Annotated in this window: 15 protein-coding genes; 9 read left to right on the forward strand and 6 right to left on the reverse strand. The window is 60.6% G+C overall.

Going from position 1 to position 16,017, the window contains the following annotated elements; all coding sequences use genetic code 11:
• The first annotated feature begins 205 nt into the window (after positions 1-205).
• The gene (mobQ, locus tag OMP43_RS17725; RefSeq protein WP_280280862.1) at positions 206-1,195 is read left to right on the forward strand and encodes a MobQ family relaxase; all 990 of its coding nucleotides are present in this window, start codon (positions 206-208) and stop codon (positions 1,193-1,195) included.
• Positions 1,188-1,664 (forward strand): hypothetical protein, encoded by a 477-nt coding sequence (locus OMP43_RS17730; protein ID WP_280280863.1) that lies wholly within the window; start codon positions 1,188-1,190, stop codon positions 1,662-1,664. Before mobQ ends, OMP43_RS17730 begins: the two co-directional genes overlap by 8 nt.
• Here OMP43_RS17730 and OMP43_RS17735 read toward each other — a convergent pair.
• Positions 1,661-2,197, reverse strand: a complete 537-nt coding sequence (locus OMP43_RS17735) for a hypothetical protein (RefSeq protein WP_280280864.1) — start codon at positions 2,195-2,197, stop codon at positions 1,661-1,663. The genes OMP43_RS17730 and OMP43_RS17735 overlap by 4 nt on opposite strands.
• Positions 2,194-3,831 carry a TraM recognition domain-containing protein gene (locus OMP43_RS17740; RefSeq protein ID WP_280280865.1) on the reverse strand — a complete coding sequence of 546 codons (1,638 nt, stop codon included), beginning with the start codon at positions 3,829-3,831 and terminating at the stop codon, positions 2,194-2,196. Before OMP43_RS17740 ends, OMP43_RS17735 begins: the two co-directional genes overlap by 4 nt.
• Before the next feature lie 58 nt (positions 3,832-3,889).
• Between OMP43_RS17740 and OMP43_RS17745 the strand changes: the two genes are divergently transcribed.
• The 3 genes from OMP43_RS17745 to OMP43_RS17755 are packed head-to-tail and all read left to right on the forward strand — an operon-like array spanning position 3,890 to position 5,486.
• Complete coding sequence (locus OMP43_RS17745) at positions 3,890-4,147, forward strand: hypothetical protein (protein WP_280280866.1); 258 nt, start codon at positions 3,890-3,892, stop codon at positions 4,145-4,147.
• A gap of 14 nt (positions 4,148-4,161) precedes the next feature.
• Positions 4,162-5,043 carry a hypothetical protein gene (locus tag OMP43_RS17750; RefSeq protein WP_280280867.1) on the forward strand — a complete coding sequence of 294 codons (882 nt, stop codon included), beginning with the start codon at positions 4,162-4,164 and terminating at the stop codon, positions 5,041-5,043.
• Positions 5,044-5,051: 8 nt separating this feature from the next.
• Positions 5,052-5,486: a hypothetical protein gene (locus tag OMP43_RS17755; protein ID WP_280280868.1), complete on the forward strand. Its 435-nt coding sequence runs from the start codon at positions 5,052-5,054 to the stop codon at positions 5,484-5,486.
• On the opposite strand, the gene OMP43_RS17760 is transcribed toward OMP43_RS17755, so the two are convergent.
• Together OMP43_RS17760 and OMP43_RS17765 are read right to left on the reverse strand one after the other, a co-directional pair.
• Complete coding sequence (locus tag OMP43_RS17760; RefSeq protein WP_280280869.1) at positions 5,483-6,394, reverse strand: hypothetical protein; 912 nt, start codon at positions 6,392-6,394, stop codon at positions 5,483-5,485. The genes OMP43_RS17755 and OMP43_RS17760 overlap by 4 nt on opposite strands.
• Before the next feature lie 334 nt (positions 6,395-6,728).
• A complete protein-coding gene (locus OMP43_RS17765; protein WP_280280870.1) occupies positions 6,729-7,337 on the reverse strand; it encodes a site-specific integrase in 609 nt (202 codons plus the stop codon).
• Between the two features lie 211 nt (positions 7,338-7,548).
• Here OMP43_RS17765 and OMP43_RS17770 point away from each other — a divergent pair, with 211 nt between their 5' ends.
• The 4 genes from OMP43_RS17770 to OMP43_RS17785 all read left to right on the forward strand — a co-directional run bounded on the left by OMP43_RS17770 (position 7,549) and on the right by OMP43_RS17785 (position 14,009).
• Entirely contained in the window at positions 7,549-8,181 is a 633-nt protein-coding gene (locus OMP43_RS17770; RefSeq protein ID WP_280280871.1) for an Ig-like domain-containing protein, read from the forward strand.
• A 40-nt stretch (positions 8,182-8,221) separates the two neighbouring features.
• A complete protein-coding gene (locus OMP43_RS17775) occupies positions 8,222-9,979 on the forward strand; it encodes a hypothetical protein (protein ID WP_280280872.1) in 1,758 nt (585 codons plus the stop codon).
• A 17-nt stretch (positions 9,980-9,996) separates the two neighbouring features.
• Positions 9,997-12,693 carry an RHS repeat-associated core domain-containing protein gene (locus tag OMP43_RS17780; RefSeq protein WP_280280873.1) on the forward strand — a complete coding sequence of 899 codons (2,697 nt, stop codon included), beginning with the start codon at positions 9,997-9,999 and terminating at the stop codon, positions 12,691-12,693.
• 797 nt (positions 12,694-13,490) lie between these two features.
• Complete coding sequence (locus OMP43_RS17785; RefSeq protein ID WP_280280874.1) at positions 13,491-14,009, forward strand: hypothetical protein; 519 nt, start codon at positions 13,491-13,493, stop codon at positions 14,007-14,009.
• A gap of 260 nt (positions 14,010-14,269) precedes the next feature.
• Here the strand turns inward: OMP43_RS17785 and OMP43_RS17790 are convergent, their stop codons facing one another.
• The gene (locus tag OMP43_RS17790; protein ID WP_280280875.1) at positions 14,270-15,235 is read right to left on the reverse strand and encodes a hypothetical protein; all 966 of its coding nucleotides are present in this window, start codon (positions 15,233-15,235) and stop codon (positions 14,270-14,272) included.
• A 140-nt stretch (positions 15,236-15,375) separates the two neighbouring features.
• Entirely contained in the window at positions 15,376-15,753 is a 378-nt protein-coding gene (locus OMP43_RS17795; RefSeq protein WP_280280876.1) for a hypothetical protein, read from the reverse strand.
• Positions 15,754-16,017 lie beyond the last annotated feature (264 nt).

Here is a 16,017-nt window from a genome sequence, read left to right on the forward strand (position 1 = left end):
ACACTTCGAGCCGCGACACCAGATCGTGCAACGGAAGACGCCAACGCCATGTTGCTGCGCCGCAACAAGGGCGAGCAAAGACCGCCGCTACTCAACTATGGAGCGAACTCTTCTCCTGTGCACATTCGGAGAATGTATAAGTGCACACCTAGCGGAATAGCTGCCTCCTTCTGCTTCTTCTCGGCGGCTTCCACGGGGGGATTGTTTGGCGATTTATCACCTTCGGTTGAAGGTTCATTCGCGGTCGCTTGGGCACGCCGCTACACCCGGTGGTGCGACCCGACGGTCGGCCATCGCGGCGGCGGCGTACCGGTCGGGCGAGCGGCTGTTCGACATCGCGCAGGGGCGCTACTTCGAGTTCGACAAGCCCGACGTGTTCCATACCGAGATCATGGCACCGGATGCCGAACCTGCCCCGGCATGGGTGTTCGACCGGCAGACATTATGGAACCAGGTCGAGCGGGCGGAGAAGCGGGGCGACGCCCAGCTTGCCCGCGAGATTGAGATTACCCTGCCGCGCGAACTGAACCGGGGCCAGCAGATTGCCCTGGTCCGCGATTTCGTGCGGGAGCATTTCACCAGCCTCGGCATGGTCGCCGACGTGGCGCTGCACGAGCCATGCGCGGCCGATGGCGACCGCCAGCCGCATGCGCATGTGCTGCTCACCTTGCGGCGGCTCGATCCGGCGACGCCGACCGGTTTCTCGACATTGAAGGAGCGGGATTGGAACGAACGCGAGGACATCGCGCGGGCGGTCGCCGAGGCGCGCAAGCGTTTCAACAATACCGGGCTGGACGAGGACAAGGCCGCGCTCGACGTGGCCGAGGCGCGGCGCAACGTCAATGTCTGGCGGGCCGCCTGGGCGGACCATGCCAACCGTGCGCTGGAAGCGGCGGGGTCGGTTGCGCGCATCGATCACCGCACGCTGGAGGCGCAGGGGATTTTCCGGTTGGCGCAGCCGTATCTCGGCGTCGCCCGCCATATCGAACGGGCTTACGACTATGTGCGCCAGCGGGTGACGCAGTGGATCTCGGTCAAGAAGCGCGCGTCGCTCTATGAGGAAGCGCAGCACTATAAGCAGCGGGACCCGGTGGCGCTGGCTGGGTTCCTGATGCGCCTTGGCGACATGGCGGAATCCTTCACCGCGCAATTCCGGCATGACGCTCCTTCGATCCCGGAGGTGCCGCTTGAGTAACGACGATTTCGACGCGATCTTTTCGGGGCAGTCACCCACGCCCCGGAGCTTCGTGCAGCGCGTGGGCCGGGCGGAGCCCGTCCCCGCGCCAGCGCCGCTGCCCGAGGACATGCCCGGCACGAGCGTTTACAAGCCCTATGGTTCGATGCCCGCCGGCGGAAGTGAAAGCTGCGATGTGCAGCGCTGGCTCGATGGCACCCAGATCGCCGAGGGCATCGAGTTCCAGTACCGGTTTTTGATGCAGATCGGCTATGTCGGCGACGAGCAGATCAAGCTGTTCCTGCCCGACTGCATCGTCGTCATCGAAGGCCGGTTCCTGCGCGACCTGCGCAAGAAGCTGGCGCGGCGGCAAGTCACGTTCATCCAGCAATACACACCGTTGATCTGGGGACCGCCGCCCAACGGCGATCCGGTCATCGAATCCATTACGGTGGTTCGCCCAGAGGCGGCGCATCATCGCAGAGGCTAAGGCGTACGAAGCATCCGGCGGCAATAGTCCGGCAGGGCGGCGTAAGCCTGGTTTAGGTGCGTGGATTGGCCGGGCGGGCGCAGGCATTGCGCGACCGAGGGCGTCGAAGCGGCGCGCTTTGCGGACGCTTTGGTCTTCGCGCCCCCCGTCATTGCGCGGAGAACCGCGATGCCAAGGCCGAGCAGGGTCAGGATTGCCGCCCAGCTTAGGGTAGGATGGCTCAGGTAGGACAAGGCCAGCAAACCGGCGAGCAGGCCGCCGACGATCGCGGCGACCTTTCGCAGGCCGCCGAGGCTGACGCCTCCGCGCGGCGTGCCGCTCATCGCATTCCATTCGCGTTGCCATTGCCGGTATTTCCCGGCGCGTTCACCGGCGCGGGCGCAGCCCGTCGCGGCGAGAAGGGCGACGAGCGCACCAACACCTTCGGCCGCGCCCGTCCACCAGAGATAGCCAAGCCACAGGGCGAAGCATCCAACGGCGGCCACGACCAGCGGATGGCCGAAGAACATGACCGATGCGGGTGGGCGTTTCATTGGTCGAACTGCACATGCAGGTAGTTGCGCGCGCTGTCGTTGAAGCGCTTGCCCGCCTGAAACCAGATGCCGGTCACGTGATTGCCGTTCGTCCGGCCGCCGGTGAGCAACTGGCGCGAGAATGCGGCCGGTTCGATCTCGTAATCCATGGTCTCGCTGTAGCCATCGCTGGCGCTGCCGCCGTTATTGAGGCCCTGACTGCGGCCCCAATTCTCGCCTTCGCCGTGGCTGCTTTGCGAGCTGTACGAGCTGCTGCCGCCATGGCGACCGCTCGCACCGCCAACATTGCTGCTGCGGTTCCAATTGGCGCTTTCGCCGTCACTCATGCCCATATTGTGCCCCCACGAGCTGCCCTGGCTGAAGGTGGCACGGCGCTGAAGCGAACGGCCGATAGTCTCGGCCGCCCAGCGGTTAGTTTCGGGGTCGGCGTTGTTGTGGAAGATCTTCGTCACGAAATTCGCCAGCAGCATATCGGCGCGGTGCTTGGCATCGTGGCCGCCGATCTTGGCGTAGTAGGTGGGCAGCGATTGGGTAAGATAGACGGTGCAGGCGCGGCTCGAGCGGCATGTAGACTGGAAATCCGCGTCGAACGAGTTGACGAAATACTGGCTCTCGTCGGCCCAGAGGAACACGGGGCGCTCGCGCTGCTGCGGCGCGAGCGCGTTGCGCGCCAGCACCGCGCGCTGCCACATGAACTTGAAGAGCTGCTGGCCGACGATGCCGTCTTCGTTCCAGGTCAGCGCCGACATATCCATGATGATGATCGCGCCGTGGAAGCTAAGCTCGGGCATGAGCGTGGTTTCGCCGCAGAACGCGGCCTGCAACCGGCCGCGATTGAAGCGGTCGAGCGCGGTGGATAACGAAATGGCGATGTTGCCGCGCGTCTTCGGATCGAGCTGCGCATATTCATCGCGCCAGTAGCGAGCGGTCTTGTCGAAATCGTCCTGACTGAGCGGGTGCATGGGGCTGCGCCGTGCCGCGAGCAGCGCCTGAAACATGAAGGAGCGCTCCTGCCAATCGGGATCGCGGAGTTGGTCTTGCGTGACCGGCGCGGCGACGATGAAGCGCAGGATGTCGGGGATGCGCACGTCGCCGGTGGCGGCGAACAGGATCGGGATGGTGTTGCGAAGCAACTGGCGGCTGGTGTCCTCCCAAAAGCTGCCGCTCTCGGTGCCGGGGCTGGCTTTGGCCAGCCGCGCGGCTTCCAGAATGCGCATCAGGCATTCGATGACGCTGCCGATCCCGTCCGCGCCCTGGCGAGCTAGTTCATAGCGGATGAAATTGAAGCCGCCGCCAGCGCCGCCGAACAACAACACCGAGTTGGAGCGACCATGGGCCTGCGCGTAGCGCAGCCAGAGCTCCACCTCGTCCGGCTTGGCGGCAAGTACCAGCCCGCCGAAACTCGCGCGCAAGTATGCACCTGCCAGCGCCGCGCCCGAGCCGCTGGTCTTGCCGCTGCCAATACCGCCGAAGATATGCACGCCCTGACAGGCGTCGCGCAGGGTGAAATAGTCGCTGGTCGAGAGCCGCAACAGCCTGGTGTCGAGTTCGCCCTGATAGCTCATGCCCGCCCCTCGGCCATGCCCGGCCCGCGCCATGTTTATCGTGCGGGCGGCGCCGACGGGGCGGATCATGATCCGTTTCGGACAAGCAACAACTTGTTGACCCGAAAAGGCTGGCGAAGATGTCGGTATGGCCAGCCTCTTCGATCAGATCACCGGCGTGCTCGGCGATGCCATCGCCGACATCCGGCACCGGCTGGTGGAGGAAGGCTGGTTCGGGCGTAGCATCACGCCTGAGCAACCGGAGCGACCGATAGATAGCTTCTACCGCCCGGTCATGGCGGAGGAAGCTGACCCGTTCGAAACGCTGTGGGGAGCGCGTGAGCATGGGCATGATCCCGCGCCGGAACGCGAGCCGCCGTGCGCATCGCACGGCATCGACCTTTAGCAGGCGGAGCAGCAGTGGAATGGACGCTGATCGGCATGCTCATGGTGTCGGTTGGGTTCTATCTCCATTTCCGTTCACTCGAAGCGAGTAAGGCTGCCCCGGTCGCCGCGCCGCCGCTCACGTTGGCGATCCTTCGGCTGAAGCGCGCGGAACTAGCGGATGCCATGGCGGCTCTGCCCCAGCTCCACTTCTTCGACCGCGCGGGCGCAACGCTCACTGAGGCGTGGCAGCGCGGGCGACCGGAAGAGATTGAGCCCATGCTCGTGGAGGCGGACCAGCTCAACCGCGCGAACTGGGCGCAGGCCGGTGACCGGTTCAACGCCGCGATCCGCACGGTCGATCAGGGACGTACGGCCCTGGCCGCAGCATTGGCGGATGCGGAGACCATCCTGCGGCGCTACCGGATCGATCCCGGCGCGCTCGCGGCTCCGGCCAGCGCCAGCATTGAGGGCATCGCGCGCGTGGTCTCCTTCGAGCGGCACTGGACACAGAAGCTCGATTACGGCGCGGGCGTGACCCAAGCTGCCACGCGCGCGATGACCGGGCAGCTGCCATGGCAAGCTGTCCTCGTCACGGCGGCAGGCGCGTTCATCATGGACCAGGTGAACCGTAGCCGCCGTCTGCGTCAGCTCAAAGATGCAGAAGGCCAGGTCGCCCGCATGGCGACGGCTATGCGCGGCGACGCCGAGCAGTTCTCCACGCTCATCGGCACGCGGCTGCTGCCGCAGTTCGATTGGATCATCCGCGTGCTCGACCAGCTCGGCAACCTCACCAGTGACCTCGACCAGCATGAGACGGTGGCAGGCCCAGGCACAGCACCGCCAGAGATCGCGCTGCGGCTTGGCCTCGCGGTGGCAGAGGGAAGGCAACTCATCGACCGAAAGGCAGGCAATTGATGGACCGCATGCAAACGCTGCTCGATGCCGCCCGACAGCGCGGCCAGGAAGCCACCGGCTTCACGGTGCTGCCACCGGGGCTCGATAAATTCACCGCCTATGTCGGCCTCATCGGCAGCGCGCTCGAACTCGGCAAACTGGTCGCCACCGAAGAGCGCGACCTAACCGCGATCCACACCCATCACGGAACCACCATGGCCGAAATCAGTGCCGCCTTCCACGAGATCGAAACCGCCATGCTAGCGGATTTCACCCGCGACGAATCCCTCAAGGAAAAGACCTTCGACGCCATCAATCGACTCATCGAAGCGGGGCAATATGAGATCGCCTCGGAGTTCCATAAGCGCTTGCTAGAGGGCTCAACACGCCCTTCGCTCGAAGCCATTATCGAGCGGCGCAGGATGCATTTCGATCAAACCGGTGTAACGCTTCGGGCGCTCTAGGTCGAACGAGTAGAAATATTCAGCCGATTGTTGGAGTTATAATAAGCTGTAAAAATTTCCTCAGAATAACAAACAAAGGGATCGTACCACCACGTATACCACGAAAGAGACGTATTTATACCTCGAAAAGCCAAGCTGATACTTATCAAAATCTTCCCATATAAGCTCTTTCGTCTAAATATTTTTCTTTCAAGATTACTCCTGCGGCGCAGTGCGCCTACTGCCCATTTTAGTCCTAAATTTAATTTATCATAGAAATCGTCCATGGATATGCGTCTAGCACTTTTTCTAGAAACCAGCTTTATAAGCTTATCTTCTTCCATTTCTATTTTCTCGAAATGATGGAAGAGCATGGCATATAGCTCAGCTTGACTCATCTTTGAATATTCTTCTTTAATTAGTTCCTCTATCAGATTGTAAAATCTAAAATTTGTTATCTCATGATGCTTTTTTACTGAAAGCCAACCGGCATTTTTGAATCGATATATATTTGACCAAGGTGCATCGTTGTTGTGAATTGCATCAACGGTATACATAAACCAGCTAATTATGGTTTCCGGGTCAATATACCCCGCCAGCCAGTAGTCAAATTGATCGCTTTTTAATCCCCAGAACCTTCTATAATATAGGTCTATTTCTTGGCCGTATATTTTGTTCATCTCAAGGTGCGACAAGATATTTTTTTGATTTGAAATAGTTTTTAATATTAGTATTTTGTTCTGATAAATGTCGTCGTACTTGCTATTGCAGTTAAGAATGACGTCAATCTTCTTATTTCTCAAATTGACGGAAGCGTTGGTTCGGAGAGTGACCGCTGCCATAATAGAGGCTAAAAATACACCTAGAATGGCAACGATTATCCCAGAAATCTTAAGGGCGATGTCGAGGGAACTTATCTGCTCGACCACACTTCACCTCACAGATCACATTATCGGCGATTACCAGTAACTGGTCGAGGTTTTTGAGTCTGCTCTGACATGCAGGTTCGATATTTATCGGCACTTATCTCGCCTAGCATTGCAGCCGTCGCTTCCCTGACGCTATCTGCATAGACACCATTGGATGAGAATCCAATGTGCGCTGCTGCCTCCTTACGGAATTCTACAGCTTTCCGCAGGCAGACCTTCTCTTGTTCAGTTAATTGCATGATGCGCTCCCGAAAATTGATACTTGAGCGTGATATACTGTATCGCGCAATGATTGCGTGTGAAGATTGTGTGACAATTGTCAGATGGAGCCGGGTCACCACATGCGCTCCGCAAATTGCCGCTCCTCCACCCCTACCGCATCAAGGTAGATCGAAGTCGTCGCGGAAGATGCGTGGCCGAGCCATCGTTGAACGAGATTCCCCGGTACATTGTTGGCGATGGCGTGAATGCCGAAGCCATGGCGCAGCCCTTTGCAGCAGGCCATTGGACCATAGATGCCGCTCGTGACGGCGACACCCTTAACGCACCGCCAGGCGGTTGCGCGATGCATGTGCCAGATCAACCCATCCGCCGCTTTGGGCAGCGCCAGGAGCCGCGTTACGAGTTCGAGAGGCACCGGCACCGTGCGAAACATCAGCCGACGGCGCTTCAGGGTGCGGAAGCGCAGCATCGGTGGGTCGGTCTCGATCTGCTCACGGATCAACGCGAGCGCCTCGGATATACGGCAACCGGTGTAGGCGAGCACATAGCAGAGAGCCCGCCTGTCGGCGGGGAGGCTATCGGCCGTAGTCAGAAAACGGCGGCGCTCATACGCATTGAGATACTTGCGCTGTCCGGTCGCATCGAAAACTTGCCACTGACTGTTCCGCGCAAACGCCACGCGCTCCTCCTGCAACAGAATGGGCAATAGGGTTGCAGGCATAAATTTTCGCCGCTGAGCCTATGGATTCACCTTTCTTCCGACGCATCAAATCCATGGCGCTGCGATTGCACCATTTTGGTTGATTCCGTTTATGGACCTATCCCATTCGCGAAAATAGCCTGCGCTCCATCGATGGGATTCGGGGCAATTTCTGTGACCTGATCGATACGAGAAGGGCACAATTCTAGTAGCCCTCAAAAGGGGAGGGCATATGCGTCTTCGCTTGTTGGCGTGCACGAGCACGCTGGCCATAGGTTTCGCGTCGCTGCCGGCGCATGCGCAGGAAAGCACGACCTATCAATATGATCAGCTGGGACGGCTGGTGCGGTCGTCGATCAGCGGCGGGCCGAACAGCGCGGTGACGATGGCGACGTGCTTCGATCCAGCCGGCAATCGCGCGCAATATTTCACCGGCACCGGGGCGCCGCCCGCCTGCGCCACGCCGGTGCCGACGCCCACACCCACTCCGACACCCACGCCGACGCCTACTCCCACACCGACCCCGACACCCACGCCGACGCCGACGCCGGCGCCGCCGGTCGCGGTGAATGACTCGACCTCGTTCGTCTGCTCGACGACGAAGACGGTGGACCTGCTGGCGAACGACTATGACCCGAACGGCAATGTTCCGCTGACGCTGGTCTCGATCAACCCGTCCTCGGGGTCAGGGTCGATCTATGCCTCGATCGTCAGCAGCACCTCGGTGACGTTCAGCGCGGCCTATACCGGCACGGCGAGCTTCACCTACACGATCGCCAACAGCCTGGGTGCGACGGCCACCGGCACCGTCACCGTCACCGCCACCGGCAACAACAACGTCTGCATCGGCGAGCCGCCCGTCTAGCGCGCCGCGCCGCCACCCCAAATTCCTGATGGAGACCAGAATGCATAGGCATGTTGCACGGCTTCTCACGGCCTCGGCGATGCTCGGCGCGGTACCCGCGACGGCACAGATCGTCCCGCCCAAGACATATGTGACGACGCCGACCGGGGTAAATCTGGCCGATGCCTCCTTTACTTACTCGGTCGACGATTTCCAGATCGGTCCGCTCAAGCTGGAACGCTATCAAATCGGCAGCTATTCGGCCGACCCGAACACGATGTTCTTCGGAGCCCATACGAGTCACAACTTCGACATCTATGTCGCGCGGCGCCTGGTCAGGCCGAACGAGTGGCGCGCGACCGTGCATCTTGGAACCAGTGCCAGCGGAATCTTCTTCGAAGGCACGACCATTGGAAATGGCAATCGCGATTCCGAAGGAACGACCCTTACCAAGGTTGGCGGCCAATATGTCTATACCGACGCGTCCGGGACGATTTACAGCTTCACCTCGGCCGTGCCCGCCGCGGGGGCGACTTATACCGGTTCGCAGCGCGTATCGACCATCGCCTTCCCGGACGGCCGCGTTCAGACCTTTTCGTACGACGGCGGCGGCAAGCTGAAGCTGGTCAGCGACAGCTCGGGCTATGCAATTGTGTTCGATTACAATGCGAGCGGAACGGTGTCCGCGGCGTGCGGCTTCAACCTGTCGCGAACCTATGTGACCGCGTCGTCGAGCTGCACGGGTGCGGCGCTCGCTACACGGTATACCTACACGACCGGTTCGCTTTCATCGGGCTATACGGGAAGCCTGCTGGCCGGCGTGACCGACGTGCTCGGCAACGCGACGGCCTATGCCTGGGATGTCAATGGCATCACCTGCGTCAAGCCATCGGGATATTCCAGCTGCAAGATCGCGAACACCTACGGCGTCCACGGATCCAGCTGGCAACTCCGCCAGCAGACGCTCGCCGACGGCTCGGTGTGGCAATATGGCGCTGATCTTGGAGCCGGGATGATCGTCGAGGAAACCGGCTTCTATCCGGATGGTTCGAACAATTCGGGCTATATGGACCCCACGGGCAATGGGCTCAGCGCGACCTTCACCAAGTCCACGCCCTATTCCGCGACCGATGGCAATGGGAACACCACTCAGTATCGATACATGGGCGCGCAGGAATATTTCACCTCCGGCCCGACGAATTCGGAAGGGACCTTGCTGACCGAGGCGACGTTTCCGGAGGGCAACAAATATATTGCCACCTATGACGGCGCAAATCGCCTGATCAAGCAGGTGATGCAGGCGAAGCCCGGCAGCGGGCTTGCCGATCTGGTGGTCCAGCTCGGCTATGGCGGCACCACCCCGCAAAACTCCGCCAAGCCGACATCGAAGACGGACGCCAACGGCAACCGGACCGATTTCGCCTATACCAGTTGGGGAGGGATGGTGTCGGAGATGCAGCCGGCGCCGGTTGCGGGCGCGGCGCGGCCGTTGAAGCTCTACACCTATATGCAGGGCTATGCCTATGTGAAGAATTCCGGCGGGGCGCTGGTGGCGGCGGCGTCGCCGGTCTGGCTGCCGGCGACCGAGACGCTGTGCCAGACCTATGCCGGCAGCAGCGCGGCGAGCTGCGATCCGGCGGCGCCGATCACGGTCACCAGCTATGAATATGGCGCGAGCGGCACGGCGGACAACCTGCTGCTGCGCGGACTGGTGGTGAGCTCGGGCGGAGTCAGCCTGCGCACCTGCTACGGCTATGACGAGACCGGCAACAGGATCTTCGAGACCAAGCCGCGCGCCGGTCTTGCGAGCTGTTCGTGAAGCGGAAGCAGGGGGACATGACCATGAAGAAAATTGTCGCTCGGCTGCTGGGCTCGGCCGCCTTGCTCGCACCGCTCGCCGCGATGGCGCAGTCCGCGCCTTCGGATTTCACCGTCGGCGTGCGGTACGACACGGCGCGCCGGGTGGTGGGGACGATCGCGCCCGATCCGGACGGTTCGGGACCGCTCCACCATCTGGCGGTGCGCAACACCTATGACGCCAATGGGCGGCTGACGCTGGTCGAGAAGGGCGAGCTTGCCGCCTGGCAGCCGGAAGGCATCGCGCCGGCCAGCTGGTCGGGTTTCTCGGTGCAGCAGAAGGTAGAGACCAGCTACGACCTGCTCGATCGCAAGGTGAAGGAGGTGTTCTCCGGGCGGCTTGCGGACAGCGATCCCTTCACGATCGCAAGCGTTACCCAATACAGCTACGATAGCGTCGGACGCCTGCAATGTACTGCGGTGCGGATGGATCCGGCGCTGTTCGGCAGCCTGCCGGCGAGCGCCTGCGACCAGAGCAACCCGTCCAATCCGATCGACCGGATCACGAAGAATATCTATGATCCGGCGGGCCAGCTGGTGCAGGTGCGCAAGGCGGTGGGGTCGGGCCTGGAACAGGCCTATGCCAGCTATGGCTTCACGGCCAATGGCAAGCAGGAATATGTCGTCGACGCGAACGGCAACAAGGCGCGGCTGGTCTATGACGGCCATGACCGCCAGACGCAGTGGCAATTCCCCTCGACGAGCGTGCCGGGCGCCTACAATCCCTCGACACCCGCCAACGCCCTGGCGACTTCGGGTGCGGTCAACACCAATGACCGCGAGGAATATGGCTATGACCTCAACGGCAATCGCACGTCGCTGAGGAAGCGCGACGGGCGGGTGTTCAGCTTCACCTTCGACGCGCTCAACCGCATGACGGCGAAGATCGTGCCGACGGCGTGCGTGGCGGGCTATGCCTGTACCAACGTACCAGCCTCGATGACACGCAGCGTCTATTACAGCTATGATGCGCGGGGTCTGCAGACGGCCGCGCGGTTCGACAGCGCGAGCGGCGCGGACGCGGTGCTCAACAGCTATGACGGGTTCGGGCGGCGGCTGTCGACGACGACGGCGATGGGGGGAGTGAGCCGGACGCTGACGTTCCAGGTGGATGCCGGGGGCAACCGGACGCGGATCACGCATGGGGACGGCAACTGGTTCGCCTCGGCCTATGACGGGCTCGATCGGCTGACGCACACCAATGTGAACAGCCTGGTCGGGATCATGGACACGACGTTCCGGCCGGACGGCAATCGGGGCAATCTGTGGCACGGCGTGGGGTATACGAACTACAGCTATGACGGCATCGGGCGGCTCACGGGCGAATACCAGATCTATGGGGCGAGCGCGGGGACGCACAATCTCTACACGGGCTATGGCTATAATCCGGCGGGCCAGATCGTCCGGCGGGACCGGGACAATATCGCGCCCTATGCCTATAGCGGCCTGGTGCCGGGCAACCGGGCCTATGTCGCGGACGGCCTCAACCGCTACGCGTCGGTGGGCGCGAACAGCTATGGCTATGATTCCAACGGCAACCTGACCTCGGACGGGGGCATTGCCTATACATATGACGCGGAGAACCGGCTGGTGGTGGCGTCGTCGGGCGCGAACCTGGTCTATGATCCGCTGGGGCGGCTGTACCGGGTATATGGCGGGGCGAGCGACACGCGGTTCCTGTACGATGGCGACGAGCTGGTGGCGGAATATGACGCCGCGGGCGCGATGCTGCGCCGCTATGTCCATGGCGCGGGAGCGGACGATCCGGTGGTGCAATATGAGGGCGGCGGAGTGTCGGCGCCGCTCTATCTGTACGCGGACTATCAGGGCTCGATCATCGCGGTGGCGGATGCGAGCGGCACCGTGACGCGGGTGAACAGCTATGACGAATATGGCGTGCCGGGCACGGCCAATGGCGGGCGGTTCCAGTACACCGGCCAGGCGTGGCTCCCGGAGCTCGGCATGTATTACTACAAGGCCCGCATCTATGCGCCGATGCTCGGGCGGTTCATGCAAAGGGATCCAATTGGATATGAGGATCAAATAAACTTATATAGCTATGTCTCTAATGATCCGCTCAATAATAAAGACCCGACGGGTAATGCTACCGGAAGCCTGTTCCCTTCTGGCGGCTGCGGTTCTGGAGCCGTAGCTTGCGCGGTAGCGGACATGCAGGACCACTCATTTCCCAAGCCAAAGATTGTCAATGGCACAAATATAAATGGAGAGATAAATAATAATTTTAACTGGGAAGACGAAGAAACCAAGGATCAGCAGCTATTTTATAGAACAACTAACGGCGGTAAAGGTCAATCTAGTTGGACTATTCAATGGATACTGGGCAAGGCATCACCAAAAGGCGGATGGATAATACAACATGTCGTAATTGTTGATAATGGTGGAAAGGTAAAAGCTAATAGATTTGAAGCTTTTGAGGTTTATCCTGGTGAAAGAACTTCAAGCGCCGCCACATATGGCGACACTTGGCAAACGGGAGGCAACAGAGCCGTATCGTCTGCAAGATTCTATGAAGGCTTAAATCTACCGTCGGAGTTTAAGAGAGATTTGGCAAGCGAGTCATTTCATGCATTCTCTACACCGAAAGACATGAATCCTATTCTCAGGCAACATCCTGGGACAATGCCTGTGATGAGATCTTGGCGCCCATCATTTTAACTAGGAGCGAGCCATGCGATGTAATTCAAGAACTTTCCGTAGTTCGATAGCCCTCTCATTGACATTGCTAGCCTTGGGCGCGTCCGGGTGTCAAAATATTAAGGATTCAAACGCCAGTCGCGAAGTACGCAAGCGCGTCTATGGCATAGGCGCAAGCAATTCTATAGAATATAAAGCAAAATCAGCGGAAGAACTTTACGTAATATCGCTTGTTGCTTCGGATAGCTTGTCCGATGACGATATTAAAAGCATATCTACACTTGTGTCGTCCAATACTCCTGTCGTTAGTTATTGGGCATCTAGAAGCCTTGGCGAAATAGGTATTCGCTCGAAGCCATATATTCCCCTGCTCTACCAGAATCTCAAGAAAGTAGAATGCATTGCTGGCCCTGTAACCTCAGCCTCAGGCATCCGGCTTGCTTTGGAGCAGCTGGGAGAGAAGCCGAGAGAATCGAAGTGCGCAAGGATAATAAATCCGAATGAAATGCCATGATCTTGGCTTAATTATTGGCATTTGCCACAACTTGTCCTTTTACAGATTTAATTTCTGTAATCCTCTTTATTGAGATTTGTAGAGCGGTGTTATTTGACAGCTAGAGCGGCACGGATGCGATGCCCAATGTCTGCTTCCAGAACTGGCGAAGCGCGCAGCGAGTGCCGTCATTTAGCGCGCAAAGCTGACATTGCGTTATTCAGGCTAAGTAGCTGAATCTAAACAGATCACCCTGCAACAAAATTGCCCATTCTGTTGCAGGAAGGCATAGCTCAACCCGTCTCAAAGCCAATGAGGGGTGGTTATGCGACGGCTGATTTTGGCCGGGGCGGTCGGCTTGTTCACGCTGGTTGCTCCAGCGGCGGGTCAAGCCCGCGACGTGCGCGCTGAGCAACAGCGCGGTATCCAATCGATACTTACCCGCATGGCCGCTAGCTCGGTTGCTGACCTGCGCTCCAACTGCGCGGCGGGCGATCCTGCTTTTGGAAGCGCCATGCTGTTGAACGCCACGCGCGCCAGCTTCTCGCTTAGTGTGGCGCAACTATGCGTGAGCGTGCTGACGCGCGCAGGGCGCGATGGAACGTTGCGTTATGTGAGCCTCGGCGAAGGGCGGACAACTCCGGCCAGCACCTTCGATACTGGCTTCGTGAGCGGCTATCTCAAACGCGAGCAGCTACCGGCCGATGCGCCGACGATGGCAATGCTGCTGCCGGTGGCGGATCGCTGCCTTCGCTACGCAGAAACGAACAGTCGCCTGTGCACCACCGTTGGCTACGTGCTGGGTGCGCGCGCAGCACACGGCGAAACCGTGCCGATTTCCTGACCTTTGCCCAACGCGCTTCAGCCATTGCGAGGATCGACCATGCGCCATTTCTCTCCGAAGGATATTGAAGGGCATCAGGTGACGGCAGGGGTTGATCCTTGCTTTCGCTGCAACGGCACGGGAAGCGAGCGCTGCGGATCGTGTGCAGGAACCGGGCAATTGGGAAATGACCGCTGCCGATACTGCGGTGGCCGTGGTGGCTTCACCTGCGGCGCTTGCGGCGGACGGGGCGGATTTCATAACCCGGACTAAGGGCTCATTTAGCCGAGGGCGGTCGTCCGGCTGGTTGCCGCGACCACCTTGCCGGAAACGCCATGTACCGGCTCTGCTGCCGCATCGTGTTCGGTCACGGCGAAACCCATCGCCTTTAGATCGCTCACCGCATCGTTGATATTCTCTGGCAGAACGCTGGCAGCGGCGGGTGACGGCGTTGCCGTTTCCTTCATCGGCCCTGCTGCGGGCGAAGCGCCGTCCGCGCGCAGCTTCGCCGCGATCGCGTCCAAGTCCTTTTCGGCGACGAATGCCTTCATCGCGTCCAGCGGATCGGGGCGAGCGGCGAATTGTGCGTCGATCTCGGTGTCGGTGAGGCCCTTGCTCTTGAGGATCGCGCGCAGGTCGATGCGCAGGCGGTTGTCGAATTCGTGGATGGAGCCGCCCGAGCGGCGCACTTCGTCGCGCAGCTTTTCGGTCGAGGCGGCCAGTGCATCCCAACGCTGCTGGAACTCGGGGCTGTTGCCCGCGCCGTGGGCCTTGGCGTCGGCCATCTGGCCGAGGGCACCGGCGCTGGCGTTGAGGTTGCCTTCCGGGGTGCCCTTGTGCAGTTCGTCGTCGATATAGGCGCGGCGCTCGGCTTCGCGCTTGCGGTAAGCGGCTTCTTCCTCGGCGCTGTCGAACTGCAAATAGGGATCGAAGCGGTGCATGTCCTGCATGGTGGCGACGACCTGGCTGCGCGCATCGGCGCTAGCGGTGGCCAGGGCGATGGCGTCGGCGGTTTCGGCACCGCTGGCCGCCGCACGCGCCTGCTGGGCCACCTGCTGCGCCTGCGCCAACATGCCGGTGACTTCGCCGCGCAGGCTTGCAAGGGCGGCGGGGTCGGCAGAGCCGATGCGCCGCTGCAGTTGCATGAGCTGTTGAAGCTGGTTGTCGGCAAGGGCTGCGCCCGCGCCGCCGAGGCTGGCAATTAGGTTCTCAAGATCGAATTGCGCGGCAACCAACTGCCCCAGCAATTCAACCCGCTGGCTAGCCAGCGGGTCAGCCGCAAGCGGCTGACCGGGCTCGGAAACTGTAATTTGGGCGGCTATAGAGTACCTGCCTCGAGGGCGTGTGAATCTTCACGCAGTATACCGGTGCAATCGCTAAGATATGGTTAATATTCGCCTAACGGTTGTGGTGGTGGCCAGAACTGTTGGGCGTGATTCAGCTTCAGGGAGTCGAAATCGGCAGCGGCCCCTCGGTGAGGCAGGAAGCGCGGGGTCACCGGATAGGTGATCTCGATCAGCCTGCCGCGCGGCAAGCGGGCGATGGAATGCGCCTCAAACATGCAGGTCGTGCCATAGTCGCTAACCAGCCAGCCCCTGACTGCTTCCAGCCTAGGATGCTCTGCTACCCAACGATCTACGTTTGCATGGCAATGGGCGTGCTGGGGCCGCGAGCTGTCGCGGTAATGGATGACGCGGAAGCGCACACGGAGCGCTTCTTGCCGACGCAGCAATAGGGCGTCGAAATACTCGGCAACGGTGGTCATGCCGCAAGGTGTAGCAGTAATCGGTGACAGCGATCATCAAGGGTTCCTCCCGCGCTCGTGCGGGAGGCGCTCAGGTTCTCGGGCGTTGTGGCCGACCGCGCCGGGCAGTCAAGGCGGCTCGCTTCCTGACGTGCAGCAGCGCCCCGCTTCGCGGCTGGCGGCCTGTGCATGCTCGGCTCATTCGGTCGGCCGGTCCTTCCTCGTCCATCGCGCATCCCGCGTGAGGCGCAAAAAAGGGAGGAACCCATGACGACCACCGAAATC

Origin of the sequence: Sphingomonas sp. CBMAI 2297 (genome assembly GCF_029870595.1) — a bacterium.
Classification (GTDB): Bacteria; Pseudomonadota; Alphaproteobacteria; order Sphingomonadales; family Sphingomonadaceae; genus Sphingomonas.